The sequence below is a fragment of the Thermoanaerobacter ethanolicus JW 200 genome (genome assembly GCF_003722315.1).
In the GTDB taxonomy this organism is placed as follows: domain Bacteria; phylum Bacillota; class Thermoanaerobacteria; order Thermoanaerobacterales; family Thermoanaerobacteraceae; genus Thermoanaerobacter; species Thermoanaerobacter ethanolicus.
The window spans coordinates 1,900,949-1,918,395 of the sequence record NZ_CP033580.1 but is presented as its reverse complement, the minus strand read 5'-3'; the positions used below and the strand labels follow the sequence as shown (position 1 = coordinate 1,918,395).

Annotated in this window: 22 protein-coding genes; all 22 read left to right on the top strand. The window is 32.1% G+C overall.

What is annotated here, in order from left to right:
• Positions 1-39: 39 nt before the first annotated feature.
• Genes EB239_RS09635 through EB239_RS09530 form a run of 22 tightly spaced genes read left to right on the top strand, consistent with a single transcriptional unit; the run spans position 40 to position 17,434 of the window.
• Positions 40-237 (top strand): flagellar FlbD family protein, encoded by a 198-nt coding sequence (locus tag EB239_RS09635; RefSeq protein ID WP_003869165.1) that lies wholly within the window; start codon positions 40-42, stop codon positions 235-237.
• On the top strand, positions 234-641 hold the full coding sequence (locus EB239_RS09630; RefSeq protein ID WP_003869164.1) for a flagellar basal body-associated FliL family protein: 408 nt from the start codon (positions 234-236) through the stop codon (positions 639-641). Before EB239_RS09635 ends, EB239_RS09630 begins: the two co-directional genes overlap by 4 nt.
• A 15-nt stretch (positions 642-656) precedes the next feature.
• Positions 657-1,655 carry a flagellar motor switch protein FliM gene (gene fliM / locus EB239_RS09625; RefSeq protein WP_003869163.1) on the top strand — a complete coding sequence of 333 codons (999 nt, stop codon included), beginning with the start codon at positions 657-659 and terminating at the stop codon, positions 1,653-1,655.
• The gene (fliY, locus tag EB239_RS09620; RefSeq protein WP_003869162.1) at positions 1,648-2,775 is read left to right on the top strand and encodes a flagellar motor switch phosphatase FliY; all 1,128 of its coding nucleotides are present in this window, start codon (positions 1,648-1,650) and stop codon (positions 2,773-2,775) included. Before fliM ends, fliY begins: the two co-directional genes overlap by 8 nt.
• A 19-nt stretch (positions 2,776-2,794) precedes the next feature.
• Complete coding sequence (locus EB239_RS09615) at positions 2,795-3,154, top strand: response regulator (protein WP_003866715.1); 360 nt, start codon at positions 2,795-2,797, stop codon at positions 3,152-3,154.
• Between the two features lie 10 nt (positions 3,155-3,164).
• On the top strand, positions 3,165-3,542 hold the full coding sequence (gene fliO, locus EB239_RS09610) for a flagellar biosynthetic protein FliO (RefSeq protein WP_003869161.1): 378 nt from the start codon (positions 3,165-3,167) through the stop codon (positions 3,540-3,542).
• Positions 3,539-4,204: a flagellar type III secretion system pore protein FliP gene (gene fliP, locus EB239_RS09605; RefSeq protein ID WP_003869160.1), complete on the top strand. Its 666-nt coding sequence runs from the start codon at positions 3,539-3,541 to the stop codon at positions 4,202-4,204. The genes fliO and fliP overlap by 4 nt, the downstream gene beginning before the upstream one ends.
• A 13-nt stretch (positions 4,205-4,217) precedes the next feature.
• Positions 4,218-4,487, top strand: a complete 270-nt coding sequence (gene fliQ, locus EB239_RS09600) for a flagellar biosynthesis protein FliQ (protein WP_003869159.1) — start codon at positions 4,218-4,220, stop codon at positions 4,485-4,487.
• A gap of 6 nt (positions 4,488-4,493) precedes the next feature.
• A complete protein-coding gene (gene fliR / locus EB239_RS09595; RefSeq protein ID WP_003869158.1) occupies positions 4,494-5,276 on the top strand; it encodes a flagellar biosynthetic protein FliR in 783 nt (260 codons plus the stop codon).
• The gene (gene flhB, locus EB239_RS09590) at positions 5,273-6,364 is read left to right on the top strand and encodes a flagellar biosynthesis protein FlhB (RefSeq protein WP_003869157.1); all 1,092 of its coding nucleotides are present in this window, start codon (positions 5,273-5,275) and stop codon (positions 6,362-6,364) included. The genes fliR and flhB overlap by 4 nt, the downstream gene beginning before the upstream one ends.
• 10 nt (positions 6,365-6,374) lie before the next feature.
• Entirely contained in the window at positions 6,375-8,396 is a 2,022-nt protein-coding gene (gene flhA, locus EB239_RS09585) for a flagellar biosynthesis protein FlhA (protein WP_003869156.1), read from the top strand.
• On the top strand, positions 8,386-9,411 hold the full coding sequence (locus EB239_RS09580) for a flagellar biosynthesis protein FlhF (RefSeq protein WP_003869155.1): 1,026 nt from the start codon (positions 8,386-8,388) through the stop codon (positions 9,409-9,411). Before flhA ends, EB239_RS09580 begins: the two co-directional genes overlap by 11 nt.
• A gap of 3 nt (positions 9,412-9,414) precedes the next feature.
• The gene (locus EB239_RS09575; RefSeq protein WP_003869154.1) at positions 9,415-10,269 is read left to right on the top strand and encodes a MinD/ParA family ATP-binding protein; all 855 of its coding nucleotides are present in this window, start codon (positions 9,415-9,417) and stop codon (positions 10,267-10,269) included.
• Positions 10,266-10,895 carry a flagellar brake protein gene (locus tag EB239_RS09570; RefSeq protein ID WP_003869153.1) on the top strand — a complete coding sequence of 210 codons (630 nt, stop codon included), beginning with the start codon at positions 10,266-10,268 and terminating at the stop codon, positions 10,893-10,895. Before EB239_RS09575 ends, EB239_RS09570 begins: the two co-directional genes overlap by 4 nt.
• Before the next feature lie 3 nt (positions 10,896-10,898).
• Positions 10,899-11,483: a CheB methylesterase domain-containing protein gene (locus EB239_RS09565; RefSeq protein WP_003866725.1), complete on the top strand. Its 585-nt coding sequence runs from the start codon at positions 10,899-10,901 to the stop codon at positions 11,481-11,483.
• The gene (locus EB239_RS09560; protein ID WP_003869152.1) at positions 11,473-13,455 is read left to right on the top strand and encodes a chemotaxis protein CheA; all 1,983 of its coding nucleotides are present in this window, start codon (positions 11,473-11,475) and stop codon (positions 13,453-13,455) included. Before EB239_RS09565 ends, EB239_RS09560 begins: the two co-directional genes overlap by 11 nt.
• 15 nt (positions 13,456-13,470) lie before the next feature.
• A complete protein-coding gene (locus EB239_RS09555; RefSeq protein ID WP_003869151.1) occupies positions 13,471-13,896 on the top strand; it encodes a chemotaxis protein CheW in 426 nt (141 codons plus the stop codon).
• A gap of 5 nt (positions 13,897-13,901) precedes the next feature.
• Entirely contained in the window at positions 13,902-14,519 is a 618-nt protein-coding gene (locus tag EB239_RS09550) for a chemotaxis protein CheC (protein WP_039929373.1), read from the top strand.
• Complete coding sequence (locus tag EB239_RS09545; RefSeq protein ID WP_003869149.1) at positions 14,509-14,997, top strand: chemotaxis protein CheD; 489 nt, start codon at positions 14,509-14,511, stop codon at positions 14,995-14,997. The genes EB239_RS09550 and EB239_RS09545 overlap by 11 nt, the downstream gene beginning before the upstream one ends.
• A gap of 18 nt (positions 14,998-15,015) precedes the next feature.
• The gene (locus EB239_RS09540; protein WP_003869148.1) at positions 15,016-15,756 is read left to right on the top strand and encodes a FliA/WhiG family RNA polymerase sigma factor; all 741 of its coding nucleotides are present in this window, start codon (positions 15,016-15,018) and stop codon (positions 15,754-15,756) included.
• Positions 15,757-15,771: 15 nt separating this feature from the next.
• Entirely contained in the window at positions 15,772-17,136 is a 1,365-nt protein-coding gene (locus tag EB239_RS09535; protein WP_003869147.1) for a DUF342 domain-containing protein, read from the top strand.
• 13 nt (positions 17,137-17,149) lie between these two features.
• Positions 17,150-17,434 carry a hypothetical protein gene (locus EB239_RS09530; protein WP_003869146.1) on the top strand — a complete coding sequence of 95 codons (285 nt, stop codon included), beginning with the start codon at positions 17,150-17,152 and terminating at the stop codon, positions 17,432-17,434.
• The last annotated feature ends 13 nt before the right edge of the window (positions 17,435-17,447 follow it).

Genomic DNA, 17,447 nt, shown 5'->3' with positions numbered 1-17,447 from the left:
GCTGGGCTTTGTGCCCAGCAGATGTAATGGAGGAAAATTATGATTTATGTTACCCGTCTTAATAATGAAGAATTCATTGTCAACGCTGAGTTAATTGAATTCATAGAGAGAACACCAGATACGGTCATAAGCCTTACCACTGGTAAAAAAATAGTTGTAAAAGAAACGCCAGAGGAAATTATACAAAGAGTCATAGAATATAAGCAAAAAATTTTCACTAAAGAGGTGTTAGAATGAATACAAAGACGATTCTTATAGCAGTAGTTGCGGCAGTTTTATCGTTTGGTATTGCTTTCGTATATTTTAATAATTTTGCATTTACTAACAAACCTAAAGAAATCACCTATTATAATTACTCTCCTGGCGGAGAATTTATAACTAATTTAAAGGGAGACGGAAAATTTGTCAAGGCAACAATAGAGTTGCAAGTTGCAGATAAAAATATTTTAAAAACCTTAGAAGAGAGGAATCCCCAGATTAGAGATTTGATAATCCAAATTTTAAGAGGAAAAACAGAACAAGATGTGGAAGGGCCTGAAGGACAGGAGAAGTTAAAAAACGATATAAAAAATGAGATAAATAAAATAATAGGTGAAGGAAAAATTGTAAATGTATATTTTGATGAATTTATTGTTCAATAGGGAGGAGGGGGGCTTTTGGCTGAAATATTATCGCAGAGCGAGATAGATGAACTATTAAAAGCTTTTAGTTCAGGTGGGTTAGATGTCCAAGAAATTGAAAAAGCAGAAGAAACTAAAAGTAAAAAGATAAGAAATTATGATTTTAGAAGGCCTAATAAATTTTCAAAAGAACAACTGCGAACTCTTCAAATGATTTTTGAAAATTTGTCAAGGTCTCTAACTTCCTTTTTGTCAGGATATTTGAGAACAATAGTAAATGTTACAGTGGTCTCTGTTGACCAGCTGACTTATTATGAGTTTAGTAATTCTTTAAACAATCCAGTTTTCATTGCTATTATTGATGCAGCTCCTTTAGAAGGCCCTTTTCTCTTGGAATTTAATAATAATACTACTTATGCAATACTTGATAGAATTTTGGGGGGAATGGGAAAAGGCGAGCTTTTGGATAGGGATTACACTGAGATCGAGATTAGCCTTTTGACTAAAATTGTAAAACAAATACTTCCACTTTTCAAGGAACCGTGGAGTAATATATTAGATATTAATCCCTCTTTAATAAGAGTGGAAACTAATTCGCAGTTTGCTCAAATAATATCTCCTAATGAGACTGTAGCTTTGTGTACTTTATCTATAAAAATCAATGAAACAGAAGGAATAATGAATTTTTGTATGCCTCATTTGACATTAGAACCTATTGTACCCAAATTAACGACGAAATTTTGGTTTTCTAGCATGAAAAAAGAAGATAAGGTAAATCCGGAACTTATAAAGAGTAAAATAAGCAAAACTTATATACCCCTTACTGCTCAACTTGGTTCTACAACCATTACTGTAAAAGAATTTTTGGAGCTTGAAATAGGAGATATAATTATGTTAGATAAACATTTCAAAGAGCCCGTAGACATAATAATCGATAAAAAAGTCAAATTCAGAGGTATACCTGGCATCAAAAATAACAAATACAGTGTAAGAATAACAGAAGTTATTTACAAAGGAGATGAAGAAAGTGAATGACTTTTTATCACAAGAAGAAATAAATGCACTATTAAAGGGATTAACGGAGGAATCTACTGAAAACCAAGTTGCAAATTTAAAAGAATTAACAGAAGAAGAAAAAGATATATTAGGTGAAATTGGAAATATAAGTTTTGGCACTTCAGCCACTACTTTATATACTTTATTGAGAAATAAAGTTACTATTACTACTCCAAAAGTTTCAGTATTATCTTGGGAAGAGTTGAAAAAGGAATTTAATATTCCTTACGTGGGTGTTGAAGTAGAGTACACGGAAGGACTAAAAGGTCATAACCTTCTTATTTTAAAAAAAGAAGATGTACTTAAAATGACAGATTTGATGATGGGGGGAGAAGGAAAAGTAGAAGATGGAGAAATTACTGATCTGCATTTAAGTGCAATAGGAGAAGCCATGAACCAAATGATAGGTTCTGCTGCTACTTCCCTTTCTACCCTTCTCAATAAAACTATAAATATTTCACCGCCTAAAGCTTTTGTTGTTGATTTTACTGCCTCTTTGCCAACAGATATTTCATTTCCGGAAGGCGATGTAGTAAAAATTGCCTTTAAAATGGAAGTAGGAGAAATAATCGATAGTGAAATTATGCAGCTTTTGCCTCTTGATTTTGCTAAGGAACTAGTGCAAAGTGTTTTGTCGAAAAATGAAGAAAAACCATCAGAAGTGACTTTCCAAGAAGAGAGTTCTAATGTTATAATAGAAAATGATGAAAAGATTGTCGAAACAGCTAATAATATATCACCAGGGGGGAAAGTTACCAAGAAAGAACAGAAAGTCAATGTAAGTCCTGTAGTTTTTCAAAGCTTTGACGAAGATTCTTCTTCTAAAGGTAAAAAAGATAAAGAAAATTTAGATTTAATTTTAGATGTTCCTCTTACTATTACTGTCGAATTAGGCAAGACTAAAAAACTTATAAAAGATATTTTAGAATTAAGTGAAGGTTCTATTATTGAATTGGATAAATTGGCAGGTGAGCCAGTAGATATTTTGGCAAATGGAAAGTACATAGCTAAAGGGGAAGTAGTGGTAATTGATGAGAATTTTGGGGTTAGAATTATAGATATTGTTCATCAAAGCAAAAGAATTAGCAATATAGAATAAAGATGAGGAGGAATCATTTGTGAGCAAAATAATGATAGTTGACGATGCTGCTTTTATGAGGATGATGATTAAAGATATTATTTCAAAAAACAATTTAGGGAGTGTAGTAGAAGCCGAAAATGGTGCTGTAGCAGTAGAAAAATATTTTCAAGAAAATCCAGATCTGGTTATTATGGATATTACTATGCCGGAAATGGATGGAATACAAGCAGTAAAGGCAATCCGTGCAAAGGATCCCAATGCAAAAATAATAATGTGCTCTGCTATGGGGCAACAAGCTATGGTTATCGAGGCAATTCAAGCAGGAGCAAAAGATTTTATCGTAAAGCCTTTCCAACCTGATAGAGTAGTGGAAGCTATTAAAAAATTGTTGAAGTGAGGCGCTTAAAGTGTCTAATGGCACAGAATATGTTTTTCAATTGATATGGTATTTAATTGCTTTCCTTTTAGTAATTGGAGCGGCTTTCTATATAACCCGATTTATAGGACAAAGTACTTTAAGATATACTCGCTCTACTAATTTACAGGTGATAGACTATATTATTTTAGGTAGAGATAAAGGTTTATATATAGTGAAGGTAGGAGACAAATTTTTTCTTATAGGTGTGAGTAACAACAATATAACTTATCTTACAGAGATAAATAAAGAAAATATAAAAGTTCTAACTAATGATAAAGATTTTGTGACAAATTTGAATATTTCAATAGAGAGATTAAAACTGCTAAAAAACAGATATTTGTCTAAAAAAGATGGTGAGCAAAAATGAATTTAGGAGATTGGGTTTCATCGGTAACAGCTCCTTCAAATATAGCTACAAGCCTACAAATAGTTCTTCTGCTGACAGTTTTGACTTTGGCACCTTCTATTTTGATAATGATGACTTCATTTACTCGCATAGTAGTTGTGCTGTCTTTTTTGAGAAACGCGTTAGGACTTCAACAAATGCCTCCTAATCAAGTGCTAATTGGTTTGGCGCTGTTTCTCACTCTGTATATAATGGCTCCTGTGGGGCAAGATATCAACAATAATGCTATTAAACCTTATACTGAAGGAAAAATAACTCAAGAGGAAGCGTATCAAAATGCTATCAAACCATTGAAAAATTTTATGTTGAAGCAAACAAGGCAAAGTGATTTAAATCTTTTTGTAAGTTTAGCTAAAATTAAAGTAAATAATGCAGAAGACCTTCCCATGAGAGTGGTCATTCCTTCTTTTATCATCAGTGAATTAAAAACTGCTTTTGAAATTGGCTTTATAATTTACATTCCCTTTTTGATAATTGATATAGTAGTCGCCAGTGTTTTAATGTCAATGGGTATGTTTATGTTGCCACCTGTTTTGATATCTCTTCCTTTTAAAGTATTACTTTTTATTTTGGTGGATGGATGGAACCTGGTTGTAAAATCTTTGATTTTAGGTTTTAGATAGGAGATGAAACAAGTTGAATACGGGAATGGTTATAGATATAGGAAGAGAAGCTTTAACTATTGCCTTAACAGTTGCTACTCCTTTATTAGCAGTAGCATTAGGGGTAGGACTTTTAATTAGCATTTTTCAAGCTACTACACAAATTCAGGAACAAACTTTATCTTTTGTTCCTAAAATTGTCGCTATACTTATAAGTCTAATTCTATTTGGGCCATGGATGCTTACTACTTTGGTCAACTACACTCAAAGGTTGTTTTTAAATATTAATAATTTTATAAAGTGATGTAAAATGGATATAATTCAGTATTTACTTCAAAATGTTCAAGTTTTTATATTACTTTTCGTCAGAATGCTTGGCATTTTTATACTTACACCTTTTTTTGGTACAAAAAATGTTCCTACTACTTTTAAAATAGGTTTAGGTTTTTTTGCTGCAGTAATTGTTTTTGATACCATGGGACCAGTGGATTTGCAAATAAATAATGTTTTAGATTACTTTATTGTTGTCATATCTGAGTTCATTGTTGGACTCGTGATAGGGCTGGCATCTATGATATCCTTCAGTGCTATACATTTAGCCGGTCAGCTAATTGATTATCAGTTGGGTTTTGGACTAGTAAACATTTTAGACATTCATAGTGAAACCCAAGTTCCTTTAATGGGAAATTTCATATATATTTTGACAATCCTTATCTTCATGCTTATGAATGGCCATTATACCTTATTTACAATGTTGGCTAAAAGCGTTGATATAATTCCTGTTGGGAAAGTTGTCTTTAATTTACCTGATATGTCTCAAGTCTTAACAAAAATGGTCTCTGATATGTTTATATTAGGTTTTAGAATAAGTGCTCCTATAATTTTAACAACTCTTTTGACAGATTTAACTCTGGGAATAATCTCCCGTACTATACCTCAGCTTAACGTCTTTATGATAGGAATGCCAGCGAAGATTTTTGTTGGAATCTTTACTTTGCTTATTATGTTGCCGATGTACCTGACAATTATAGATTTTATGTTTAATGGAATGAATGCTGACATTTTTAGATTGATGAAATTTATGACAAGGTGATAGTTTTGAGTAAAATAAATTTACAATTGTTTGCTGAAGAAAAAACTGAACCAGCTACTCCTAAAAGGCGACAAGATGCAAGAAAAAAAGGGCAAGTCTTCCAAAGTAGGGAAATAACTTCTGCTTTAGTAATTGTAGCAGGTTTTTTGGCAGTAAATATACTTGCAATGCCTTCTTTAGGAAAAATGATGGCTTTAATAAAATATTTGCTTTATACTTATTCTGGAGCTAATGACGATGTTTTTAACGTAGTAGGTATACGAAATCTGTTTACATACGTCTTGCAGCAAGCAATATCAATAATTATGCCTATAATCTTATTGATTTTTGTCGTTTCTCTTGCATCAACTTATCTTCAAGTAGGCTTTGTATTTACAACCGAGCCCCTTGCCTTTAAATTCGAAAGATTAAATCCTGTGGAGGGCTTTAAGAGAATTTTTTCAAAAAGAGCATTAGTAGAATTAGCTAAATCTATTGCTAAAGTGGCAGTTCTTTTCTATATAATGTACTCTTTTTTAGCTTCTCAATATAAAGGTATACCAATGCTTCTTGATATGTCAGTTCAGGATATATTAAAATACGCTTTAAACATACTTTTGGGAATTACTATTAGAATAGGAATTGTACTTATTGTTCTTGGAGCGTTAGATTATTTCTTCCAGTGGAGAGAATATGAAACAAGTCTTAAAATGAGTAAAGAGGACATAAAGGAAGAGTTTAAAGAGACAGAAGGAAACCCACAGATAAAAGCAGAGATAAGAAGAAAGCAGCGACAAGTTTCTATGAAAAGAATGATGCAAGACTTAAAAAAGGCAGATGTCGTAATAACAAACCCAACTCATCTTGCTGTAGCTCTTATGTATGACAGCAATGTCAATGATGCACCTGTAGTGATAGCTAAAGGACAGGATATGATCGCCCTCAGAATAAAAGAAGAAGCTAAGAAGTTAAATATCCCTATAGTAGAGAATAAGCCATTGGCTCAAGCACTGTATAGGTCTACTGAAATAGGAGATATGATTCCACCAGAGCTTTATCAAGCTGTAGCTGAAGTTTTGGCTTATGTCTACAGCTTAAAGGGAGAATAGGAGGGATAATTTGAAAGCCTCTGAGTTTACTGTGGTTCTTTTTGTAGTAGGAATAGTCTTGCTCATAATAATTCCTGTACCACCTGTTATCATGGACTTTTTATTAATATTTAACATAACTTTGTCTATAATAATACTTTTAACTACTATGTATGTAAAAGATGCTTTAGATTTTTCTATATTTCCTTCTATATTATTAATAACTACTCTTCTGAGACTGGCTCTTAACATTTCGAGTACGAGACTTATTTTAAGCAATGCCTATGCAGGTGGCGTAATACAGGCCTTTGGAAGTTTTGTAATAGGTGGAAATCCAGTTGTCGGATTTATTATTTTCTTGATAATTGCAATTGTACAATTTATCGTCATAACCAGAGGAGCAGAGAGAGTATCTGAAGTGTCAGCAAGATTTACTTTGGATGCAATGCCGGGAAAGCAAATGGCAATAGATGCTGATTTAAACGCAGGTCTTATAACAGAAAAAGAAGCTCGTGAGAGGAGAAAAGAAATACAGCAAGAGGCAAAATTTTATGGGGCAATGGATGGTGCTAGTAAATTTGTCAAAGGCGATGCAATTGTTTCTATAATTGTTATAATTATAAATATTGTTGCAGGTCTCATTATTGGAATGGTAATGAAGGGGATGGATATAAATAGGGCTTTAAATACTTATACTGTTTTAACAGTAGGCGAGGGTTTGGTAAATCAAATACCAGCACTTTTAATATCAACTGCTACTGGAATGATTGTCACTCGTTCAGCTTCTGAATCAAATTTAGGAGGGGATGTAATAAAGCAGCTTTTCAATCAGCCTCGAATTCTGAAAATAGCAGCTGGGTTGCTCTTCGCATTGGTATTAGTACCTCTTTTACCTAAACTCCCACTTATCTTAATGGGTTCATTGTTTGCATATCTTGGATTTGCAGGGACTCAAAAAGTAACAGTAAAAGAAGAAGAACAAGAAGAAAACATAAAAGAGTTAGAGAATATAAGAGATCCTAAGAAAGTATATGAATTATTGCAAGTTGACCCTATTGAACTGGAATTTGGTTATGAATTGATTCCTCTTGCAAGTGGAGAATTGTTAGATAGAATTGTCATGATAAGAAGACAAATTGCTCTTGATTTGGGTATTGTGGTCCCAATGATTCGTTTAAGAGATAATATTCAATTAAAACCAAATGAATACGTCATAAAGATTAGAGGAAATGAAATTGCCAGAGGCAAGGTATACGTTGATAGGTATATGGCTATGACTGCCGGAGAAATAGATGAAGATATTTCTGGAATTCGAGAAAGAGAACCAGCTTTTGGATTGCCTGCAATTTGGGTAGATGAAAACGAAAGGTCAAAGGTTGAGGCAAGAGGATATACCGTAGTAGATGTTCCTTCTGTCATTGCTACTCACCTTACTCATATTATAAGACAGCATGCCCATGAACTTTTAGGAAGGCAAGAAGTGCAGAGTTTAATTGACAATGTAAAAACTACAAATCCTGCCTTAATAGAAGAATTAGTTCCTAAGCTTTTAACAATAGGTGAAATAGAGAAAGTACTTTCTAACCTTTTAAGAGAGGGGCTATCTATTAGAGATTTAGTCACCATATTAGAGACTTTAGCAGATTATGCCCCTATTATACGAGATACAGATGTTTTAACAGAGTATGTAAGACAGGCTTTAGCTCGTACTATTTCCAATAAATATGCTGCAGGTGGTAAAATTGAAGTTATAACGTTAGATCCGAGTGTTGAACAGTTAATATCCTCTAGTATAACTCAGACAGAACATGGTTCTTATTTAGCATTGGAGCCTTCTTCGGCACAAAGGATTTTAAAGAGTATCCATGAATTAGTAAAAAAGGTAACTTTAAAGGGTGGACAACCTGTAATTCTGACAGCGCCTGTAACTCGATTTTATCTCAGAAAGTTAGTAGAACAAATTTCTCCCGATATTGCTGTTTTGTCATATAATGAACTTTTACCAAATATTGAAGTTACATCGGTGGGGACGGTGAGGTTAAATGAAAGTTAAAAAATATATTGCTAACGATTATCAAGAAGCTTTAAGAATGATAAAAGCGGAAATGGGAAGTAACGCTGTAATACTTCATCAAAACAAAATTAAAGAAAGAGGGATTATAGGACTTTTTAAGAAGAGTAAAGTGGAAGTAGTAGCAGCGGTAGAAGATTACCCACCGGTAATACCTAAAGAAAGTATTACAAAAAATGATATAAATGAACTTAAAAATTTGATAAAAACTATAGCAGTCAATAAAAATGAAGCGGTTACAGAAACTAAGGAAAAAACTTTAGTTTCTAGATTAATGGATTATGGGATAGAAAGGGAAGTATCACACTTGTTAGGAGAGGGAATTGATGAACTTGATAATAAAGGAATAAAAATTTTAAAAGAACGAATAGAGGCTTTTATGGGACCTCCTCAAAAATTGAATACTGAAAAAAGCAAAAAAATTTTGTTCATTGGACCTACTGGAGTGGGGAAAACTACTACAATTGCAAAAATTGCTTCTAATTTGATATTGAATGAAGGTAAAAATATAATGCTCGTTACAGCAGACATTTTCAGAATAGCGGCGGTAGACCAGCTGAAAACTTATGGGGAAATTTTAGGAGTGCCAGTAAAAGTAGTAAATAATATTTTTGACCTTCATAAACTTCAGCCAGAGCTTGAAAAGTACGATGCTGTTTTGATAGATACAGCGGGAAGAAGCCATAAAGATGAAAAGCGAATAAATGAATTGAAAACCTTCATTAAATATGCAAACTGTGATGAAACTTATTTATGCTTGAGTGCTACGACTAAATCGGAAGATTTAAAGGAAGTGATAAAAAGATATGAATTTGCAGGAGATTATAAATTAATTTTTACAAAATTAGATGAAACCGATAATTATAGTTCCATTTTAAATGCTGTTTATTATTCAGGGCGGCCAATTTCTTATTTTACAAATGGACAAATAGTTCCTGATGATATAACTTTAGCAGGAAGTGAAATTATCGCCTCAAGTATAGTAAAGGGGAATTAGTATATGATGGACCAGGCTGAAAGTTTAAGAAAATTGGTTTCCCAAAAAAATAAAATAAAAAGAAGCAGGGTTATTACAATTACAGGCGGAAAAGGCGGCATTGGCAAAACATGTATCTCAGTAAATCTTTCTTTGGGGCTTAAAAAATTGGGCTATAATGTTACGATTATTGATGCAGATTTGGGATTTTCAAATGTCGAAATTGAATTAGGAGTTACTTCTAAGTATACTTTATTAGATGTTTTATACAACAACAAAATGATAACAGAAGTCATAAGCGAAGGACCTTTAGGCATAAAATACATATCTTCTGGTGGAGATTTCAACCTTATCAATGAAGGAGTAGATTTAAGCCTTTTTCTAAACAACATTAAAATTTTAGACTATTATTCCGATTTTATTATTATAGATACGGGTGCAGGGCTCAATAACGTAATTAGCAATTTTTTAAAAGCGGCCGATGAAGTTTTACTCATAGTAACTCCTGAACCCACGTCTATTATGGATGCATATACTCTTATTAAGTATTCACTGGTAGGTGAAGATAAAAAGATTAATGTGCTGATAAATAAGGTAAAAAATTTTAATGAATACAAAAAAATTTATGAGAGGTTTGAAGCAGTAGTTAAAAACTATTTGGGCGTTCCTTTGATTGATTTGGGTTATTTGGAAAATGACGAAAAGATGATGGAATGTATAATTGAGCAACATCCCATTGTCCTTAAATATGAAAATAGTAAAACCTCAAAAAGGATATTGCAAATTGCAGCTCAAATAGCTAATCAACCTCCTCCTATAGAAAACAAGGGGTTGTGGGGTATTTTTTCTAGACTTATAAATAGAGGAGGATTTAGATGAATCAGATAAATTTACAACCAGGGCAGAAATTAAGATTAGGGTTAAACAATGGTCAAAATATGTACTCATCTCAAGTACAGGATATTTCTAAAAATGGAACTATATTAATTGATACTCCAGTATACAGTGGACATTTAGTTCCTGTGAGAATAGGTTCAATAGTTCAAATAATTTATTTTACAAAACAAGGCTTATTTACCTTTTATGCCAAGGTTTTAAATAGATTTTCTGGAAAACTTGCTCTTTTAGAAATAATGCCTATAAGCAGTGTAGAAAGATTGCAAAGGAGACAGTATTTTAGATTAGAAAAAGTGATTCCCTTTACTTATACTATTAGTGGTGGAGAAGAAGATAAGGTTTATAAAGGCCTTATTCAAGATATAAGCGGTGGAGGATTAAGATGTAAGGTAGATAAAAAATTAGAGGTAGGGACTATCATAAATTGTGTTTTTACATTAGACCAAGAGATAACAGTAAGCGGAAAAGTAGTGAGATATGAAGAATTATTAGAAAAAGGATATGAAATTGGTCTCTGTTATGTGGACATTGATGAAAAAGTAAGAGAAAAAATTATAAGCTATATCTTTGAAGAACAGAGAAAAAGTAGACAAAAAGGGATTGAATGATTTATGAAAAATGATTGTCTTGTTATAATTGGGGCTTCTACTGGGGGGCCTAAAGCACTGCAATATATATTGACAAATTTACCAAAGGACCTTTTTGCTTCAGTAATTGTAGTACAACATATGCCAGAAAAGTTTACTAAAATGATGGCAGAAAGATTAGACCAAAGTTGTAATCTCAAAGTAAAAGAAGCAGTAGATGGAGAGGAAATTTTGAAAAATGTAGCTTATATCGCACCTGGCGATAAAAATTTATTATTAATTGAAGAGAATGATAAAGTAAAAATTAAACTTTCTACTGATTTTGAATCTGTTTATAAACCTTCCATTGATGCTACTTTCATAAGTGCTTCCCAAATAAATGCTTGCATAATAGCTGTTATTTTGACAGGTATGGGAAGTGATGGTTCGAAAGGACTTAAGTTTTTAAAAGAGAGAGGAAGTTTTATTATATGTCAGGATATCAATTCTTCTTTAGCGAAAGGAATGCCTTATAACGCTATAAAAACAGGATTTGTTGATAAAGTTCTTCCTTTGGATAAAATTCCAGTAGAAATAATTGAGAAGGTGAGGGAATTTTATGGAAAATAATCAATACATCGATATATTTATTGAAGAATCACAAGAGCATATAGAAAATTTAAATAGCAATTTATTGCTTTTGGAAAATGACCCTGAAAATAGGCAAGTAATCGATGAGATTTTTAGGTCTGCCCATACTTTAAAAGGCATGGCTGCTACTATGGGCTTTGAAAACATGAATAAATTAGCTCATAAAATGGAGGATGTATTACAAGAGGTAAAAAATGGTCAATTGCATATTTCTCATGCAATCATGGATATTCTTTTTAAGTGTGTAGATACTTTAAGTGAAATGCTGGATTCAATATCACAAACAGGAGAAGATAATGTACCTATTGATGAGTTGATATTTTTACTTTCAGGTGTTAGTTCTAAATCTGGAAACAAAGAAAATATTGTACAAAAGGAAAATGATGCTTCTGGGAGCGATACTCTACTAAATGTATACGAAGAAGATATAATAAGAGAGGCAGCAAAAGATAATTACAAAGCCTATAAAATAACAGTACATATTGACAAAGGGTGTGTTATGAAATCAGCTCGTGCTTTTATAATCTTTAATAGTTTAGATGAAATAGGAGACATAATAAATTCTTCTCCCTCTGTAGAAGACATTGAAGATGAAAAATTTGAGGATAGTTTCACTGTTCACATCATTACAAAAGAGGATAAAGAAAGTATTGAAAAAAGATTATTGTCTATTGCTGAGGTCAACAACGTGGAAGTGGAACTAATAAACATTGATTTAAATAAAGAAGGGGAAAGATTTGTCAAAGAGGTATCTTCTTCACAATCTCAAAGTTTTGAGAACATAAAAAAATCTCAAAGCAATAATAAAACTTCAAAAAGTGTAAGAGTAGATATAGACAGATTGGATAATTTAATGAATTTAGTAAGTGAGCTTATAATCATAAAAACCCGCCTTGAAGGGTTAGAGGCAGATAATAAAAACTCTGAAACTGTAAGTGCTATTGAATATTTAGAAAGAATAACTACTAATTTACATGACGCGGTTATGAAGGTAAGAATGGTACCGGTTGAAAGAGTATTCAATAGGTTCCCAAGAATGGTAAGGGATTTATCTTACGAGTTAGGCAAAAAAATTATTCTCAATATGTATGGACAAGATACAGAAGTAGATAGAACTGTTATAGATGAAATCGGTGACCCTTTAGTTCACCTCATAAGAAATTCTATTGATCATGGTATCGAAATGCCGCAAGAAAGGTGGCAAAAAGGGAAACCAGAACAAGGTACCATTAATTTGAGAGCTTATCATGAAGGTAATAATGTCATAATAGAAGTTAGTGATGATGGAAGAGGAATTGATATAGAAAAAGTCAAAGCAAAAGCAGTAGAGAAAGGCATTTACACTGCTGAGCAAGTAAATGACCTTTCTAAAGATAAAATTTTAGACCTTTTATTTAGGCCAGGTTTTAGCACTGCTGACAAAGTTACAGATATTTCTGGCAGAGGCGTAGGATTAGATGTAGTAAAAAATAAAATCGAATCCTTAAACGGCTCAATTGAAATATTATCAGAAATAAATAAGGGAACAAAATTTATAATTAAACTTCCTCTTACTTTAGCAATTATACAAGCTTTATTAGTAAAAGTAGGAGATGAAAAATTTGCAATTCCCCTTAATTCAATTTCAGAAATAGTTCATAAAAAAGAGGAAGAAATACACAATGTTCAAGGAAAGGAAGTAGTTCTTTTTAGAGGAAAGGTAATTCCAATAATAAGATTAAATGAAGTATTAGAAACCAAAAAGATTTCTAATAATGGAAATTTGGTGTGTGTAATTATCAAAAAAGGCGAAAATTTAGCATGCTGTACTGTAGATGAATTAATTGGTCAGCAAGAGATAGTCATAAAACCATTAGGGAAGTATCTTTCTAATGTCAAAGTTATTGCAGGAGCTACAATATTGGGAGATGGCCAAGTGGCCTTGATTGTCGATGCCAACAATTTGTTTTAACAGGGAGGGAGAATTTTGAGCCTATATGTTATCGCCAAAATTGATGAGGAAGAATATGCAATAAACATAGAAAAAGTGCAGACTATAGAAAAAGTAATGCCTATAACAAGAGTTCCTCAGACTGAAAGTCATGTAAAAGGCGTTATAAATTTAAGAGGAGAAATAATTCCTGTGATTTCTTTAAGAGTAAAATTGGGTTTAGTTGAAAAAGAGTATGATGAAGATACAAGAATTGTGGTTTTAAAGGCTTACGATATGTTAGTAGGCATGATTGTAGATAATGCTAATGAAGTGGTTGATATTGCAGAAGAAGATATTGATAACTTGGTTTTTAATGAGGCTTCTGACGAATTTGGAAAATTCGTCAGCAAAGTAGGAAAAATTAAAGATAAGGTATTTCTCATTTTAGATTTAAAAAAATTATTAGATGTCAGGGTGTGAGAAATGTGGATATTAACCGATTAAATGAAATGTACTTAGACATTTTAAAAGAATTAGGAAATATTGGAGCAGGAAATGCTATAACTGCTCTTTCAACAATGATTGGCAAAAAAGTGGACATGCAAGTGCCAAAGGTAAAAATTCTAGATTTTCAAGAAGTATCAGATATATTTGGCTCTGCTGATACGATCATTGTTGGTATTTATTTCGATCTAGATGGAGATGTAAAGGGTAATATTCTTTTTGCACTTGATATAAAAAGCGCTGCTTCTCTTATTTGGAGCCTCATGGGATTGGAAGTAAAAGAAGAATTTGATGAGTTAGAAAAATCCGCTTTAGAAGAAATAGGAAATATTATGGCGGGTAGCTATGTAGCCTCATTATCTACTCTTACTTCTTTAAATATGAAAATTTCACCTCCCGCAATAAGTATAGATATGGCAGGAGCAATTTTGAGTGTTCCGGCTATTAAATATGGAGAAATTTCTGATAAAATTTTGTTTATTGAGACCCAATTTATAGAGGGAGAAAAACTTATAAAAGGTGATTTCTTCTTAATACCAGATATTAACTCTTTTGATTTAATACTAAAAGCGCTTGGAGTTGAAGTGAATGGAAAATAAGATTTACAGGGTTGGAATGGCAGATGCAAAGGTCACACAAAGCCCAGGAATTCTTACAACTATTGGGCTGGGGTCTTGTGTCGGAATTGTTCTTTATGACCCAATTACAAAAATATCAGGTCTAGTACATATTATGTTACCTTATAGTAACAAAATATCTGATAATTCTAATAAACTTAAGTTTGCCGATACCGGTATCCAAGTTTTGATTGAAGAGATGGTAAAATTGGGTGCTAATCCCAAAAGGTTAATTAGCAAAATTGCTGGAGGAGCGCAAATGTTTTCTTCTAAGATAAATTCTGACATTATGAACATAGGAGAAAGAAACGCAGTTGCTACTAAAGAAGTACTAGGAAAACTTGGTATACCGATCGTTGCGGAAGATATAGGTGGAAATTATGGAAGAACTATTGAGTTTTATTCTGAGGATGGAAGACTATTAGTTAAAACTATTGGTTATGGAATAAAATATATTTAAAAATTGGGGGAATTTTGTATGTCATTAGCGGAGGAGGATATATGGAAAACTTATAATTCTAATAAAGACCCAAATTTACGAAATGAAATAATAATCAAGTATATGCCACTTGTCAAACATATTGTTAAAAAACTCATTATTTCTGATATTACTCAATCTGAATATGAAGACTTAATAAATCAAGGAGTAATTGGCCTTATCGATGCAATTGAAAAATATCAGCCTAGTAAAGGTGTAAAATTTGAAACTTACGCTACTTTAAGAATAAGAGGAGAAATAATAGACTATTTGCGAAGAAAAGATTGGATGCCTCGAAGCCTCAAAAAGAAGTACAAAAAAATAGAAGAAACCGTAGAAACACTTCAACAAAAATATAATAGAGAACCTACAGTTGAAGAAATAACAGAAGCTTGCGGCTTAAATGAAATAGACGTTTTAAAAACTTTAAGTTATATCAATGTTTCTAATGTTAATTCTTTAGAGGAAGCTATTGAAAATAATTTTAAATTACATGCTATTTCAAATGTAGAATTAAAAAATCCAGAAGAAGAAGTATTGTACAAAGAACTAAAAAGAAAGCTAGCAAGTGCTATTGAGAGTTTACCAGATAAGGAAAGATTAGTTATAACATTGTATTATTATGAAGATTTAAACTACAAAGACATAAGCAAAATTTTGAATTTAACAGAGTCTAGAATATCACAAATTCATACAAAAGCTATTAAAAGGATAAGGGAAATGTTAGGCGAATACTTTTAAAATGGGGGCTTTAAAATGGATGAAAAAAAGTATAAAGTACTTGTTGACGTATCAAGAGATAAACAACAAGCTTATTTGACTTTAATTGAAGACCCCAATGGCATTAGTATTAATAAAGAAGTTTTATTACAAGAAATAGCAAAACATAATATAGTATATGGAATAAAATTCGATGTTATAGATAATATTTGTAAAGATTTGAAAAAGGTAAAAGGTGTATTAATTGCAGAAGGTAAAAAGCCTATAAATGGAGAAGATGGAAAGATAATTTTTGAGATAGACGTAGAAAGTGCTGCAACCCCAAAAATTTTGGAGGACGGAAGTGTAGACTATAAAAATTTGGACTTGTTTAAAAACGTTAAAAAGGGCCAAATAATAGCTCGAAAAATAAATCCTACTGAAGGACAACCAGGAATTAATGTTTTTGGACAAAAAGTTGATGCTCTAGGCGGCAAAGATGTAAGACTTCCTCTTGGAAAAAATACTTATATTGATGAGGATAAGCTTGTAGCTGCTGTAGATGGCCATATTGTGGTTTTAAACAACAAAATAGAAGTACATACTCTTTTGGAAGTAAAAGAAGTCGACACTTCTGTAGGAAACATAAAAACGGTAGCAAGTGTAAAAATTACTGGAAATGTTAAATCAGGTTTTACTGTTGAAAGTGAAGGTAATATAGAAATTTTTGGAGTAGTGGAAGCAGCCACTATAATAGCAAAAGGGAATATCAGTATTCATAAAGGAGTACAGGGCGCTGGAAGGGCAAAAATTATCGCAGAAGGAAATATTACAGCAAAGTATTTACAAAACTGCAGTGTAGAAGCCGGAGAAGATATATACAGTGAAGCGATAATTTATTGCGATGTAAAAGCAGGAGGAAGTGTAAAACTTTTAGGAAATAAAAGCCAAATTATTGGCAGTAAAATTGTAGCTGCAAGAGAAATTTCAGCGGCAAATATTGGTTCAAAAATGGGAACGTATACAGAATTACAAGTAGGTATACTGCCTCAAAAGAGACTGAAAATAGCGGAATTAACTTGTCAAATAGAACAAAACAATGCCCAATTAGAAAAAATAGGAAAAATTCTTAAGTACATAGAAAAAATCGAAAACTTACCTCCTGATAAAGAAGAGATTTATCATAAAGCTAAAAAATCTTTCCAAGATTTAATTTCTCTAAATCATCGTCTAAGTGAGGAATTAAATTCTTTAAAGGAGGAAATAAAAAGTTCTAGTATTGGAATTATAAAAGTTTTTGATACAATATTTCCAGGAACTAAACTCGTCATTGATGACGTGACTTTAAAAATACAAGAACCTATTAAATATGCTATGTTTATAAAAAATGAGGAAGAAATAAAATTTTTTCCTCTAAAATAAGGAGATGAATTTTATGTCCTCCAATGTCCCTATTGATTTAAAATCTATTCTACCCCGTACTGTAGAGGTAGGAAATTTGAAACAAATTGACCTTCAAAAGCCTATCATTTATTCTCAGCAAATAACAACCCTTTCTAATAGAGAAAATGAAATAAAGAAGACAAAGCCTAATGAACTCGAGAAAACAGAAAAAACTCTTATAAAAGATCGTCGAAACTCTGAACAAAAAAATAAGCAGGAAAAAGATAAGGATAAAAAACGTAAAAAAAACATAGGCCATTTAGACATAAAAGTGTGATAATATATTGACA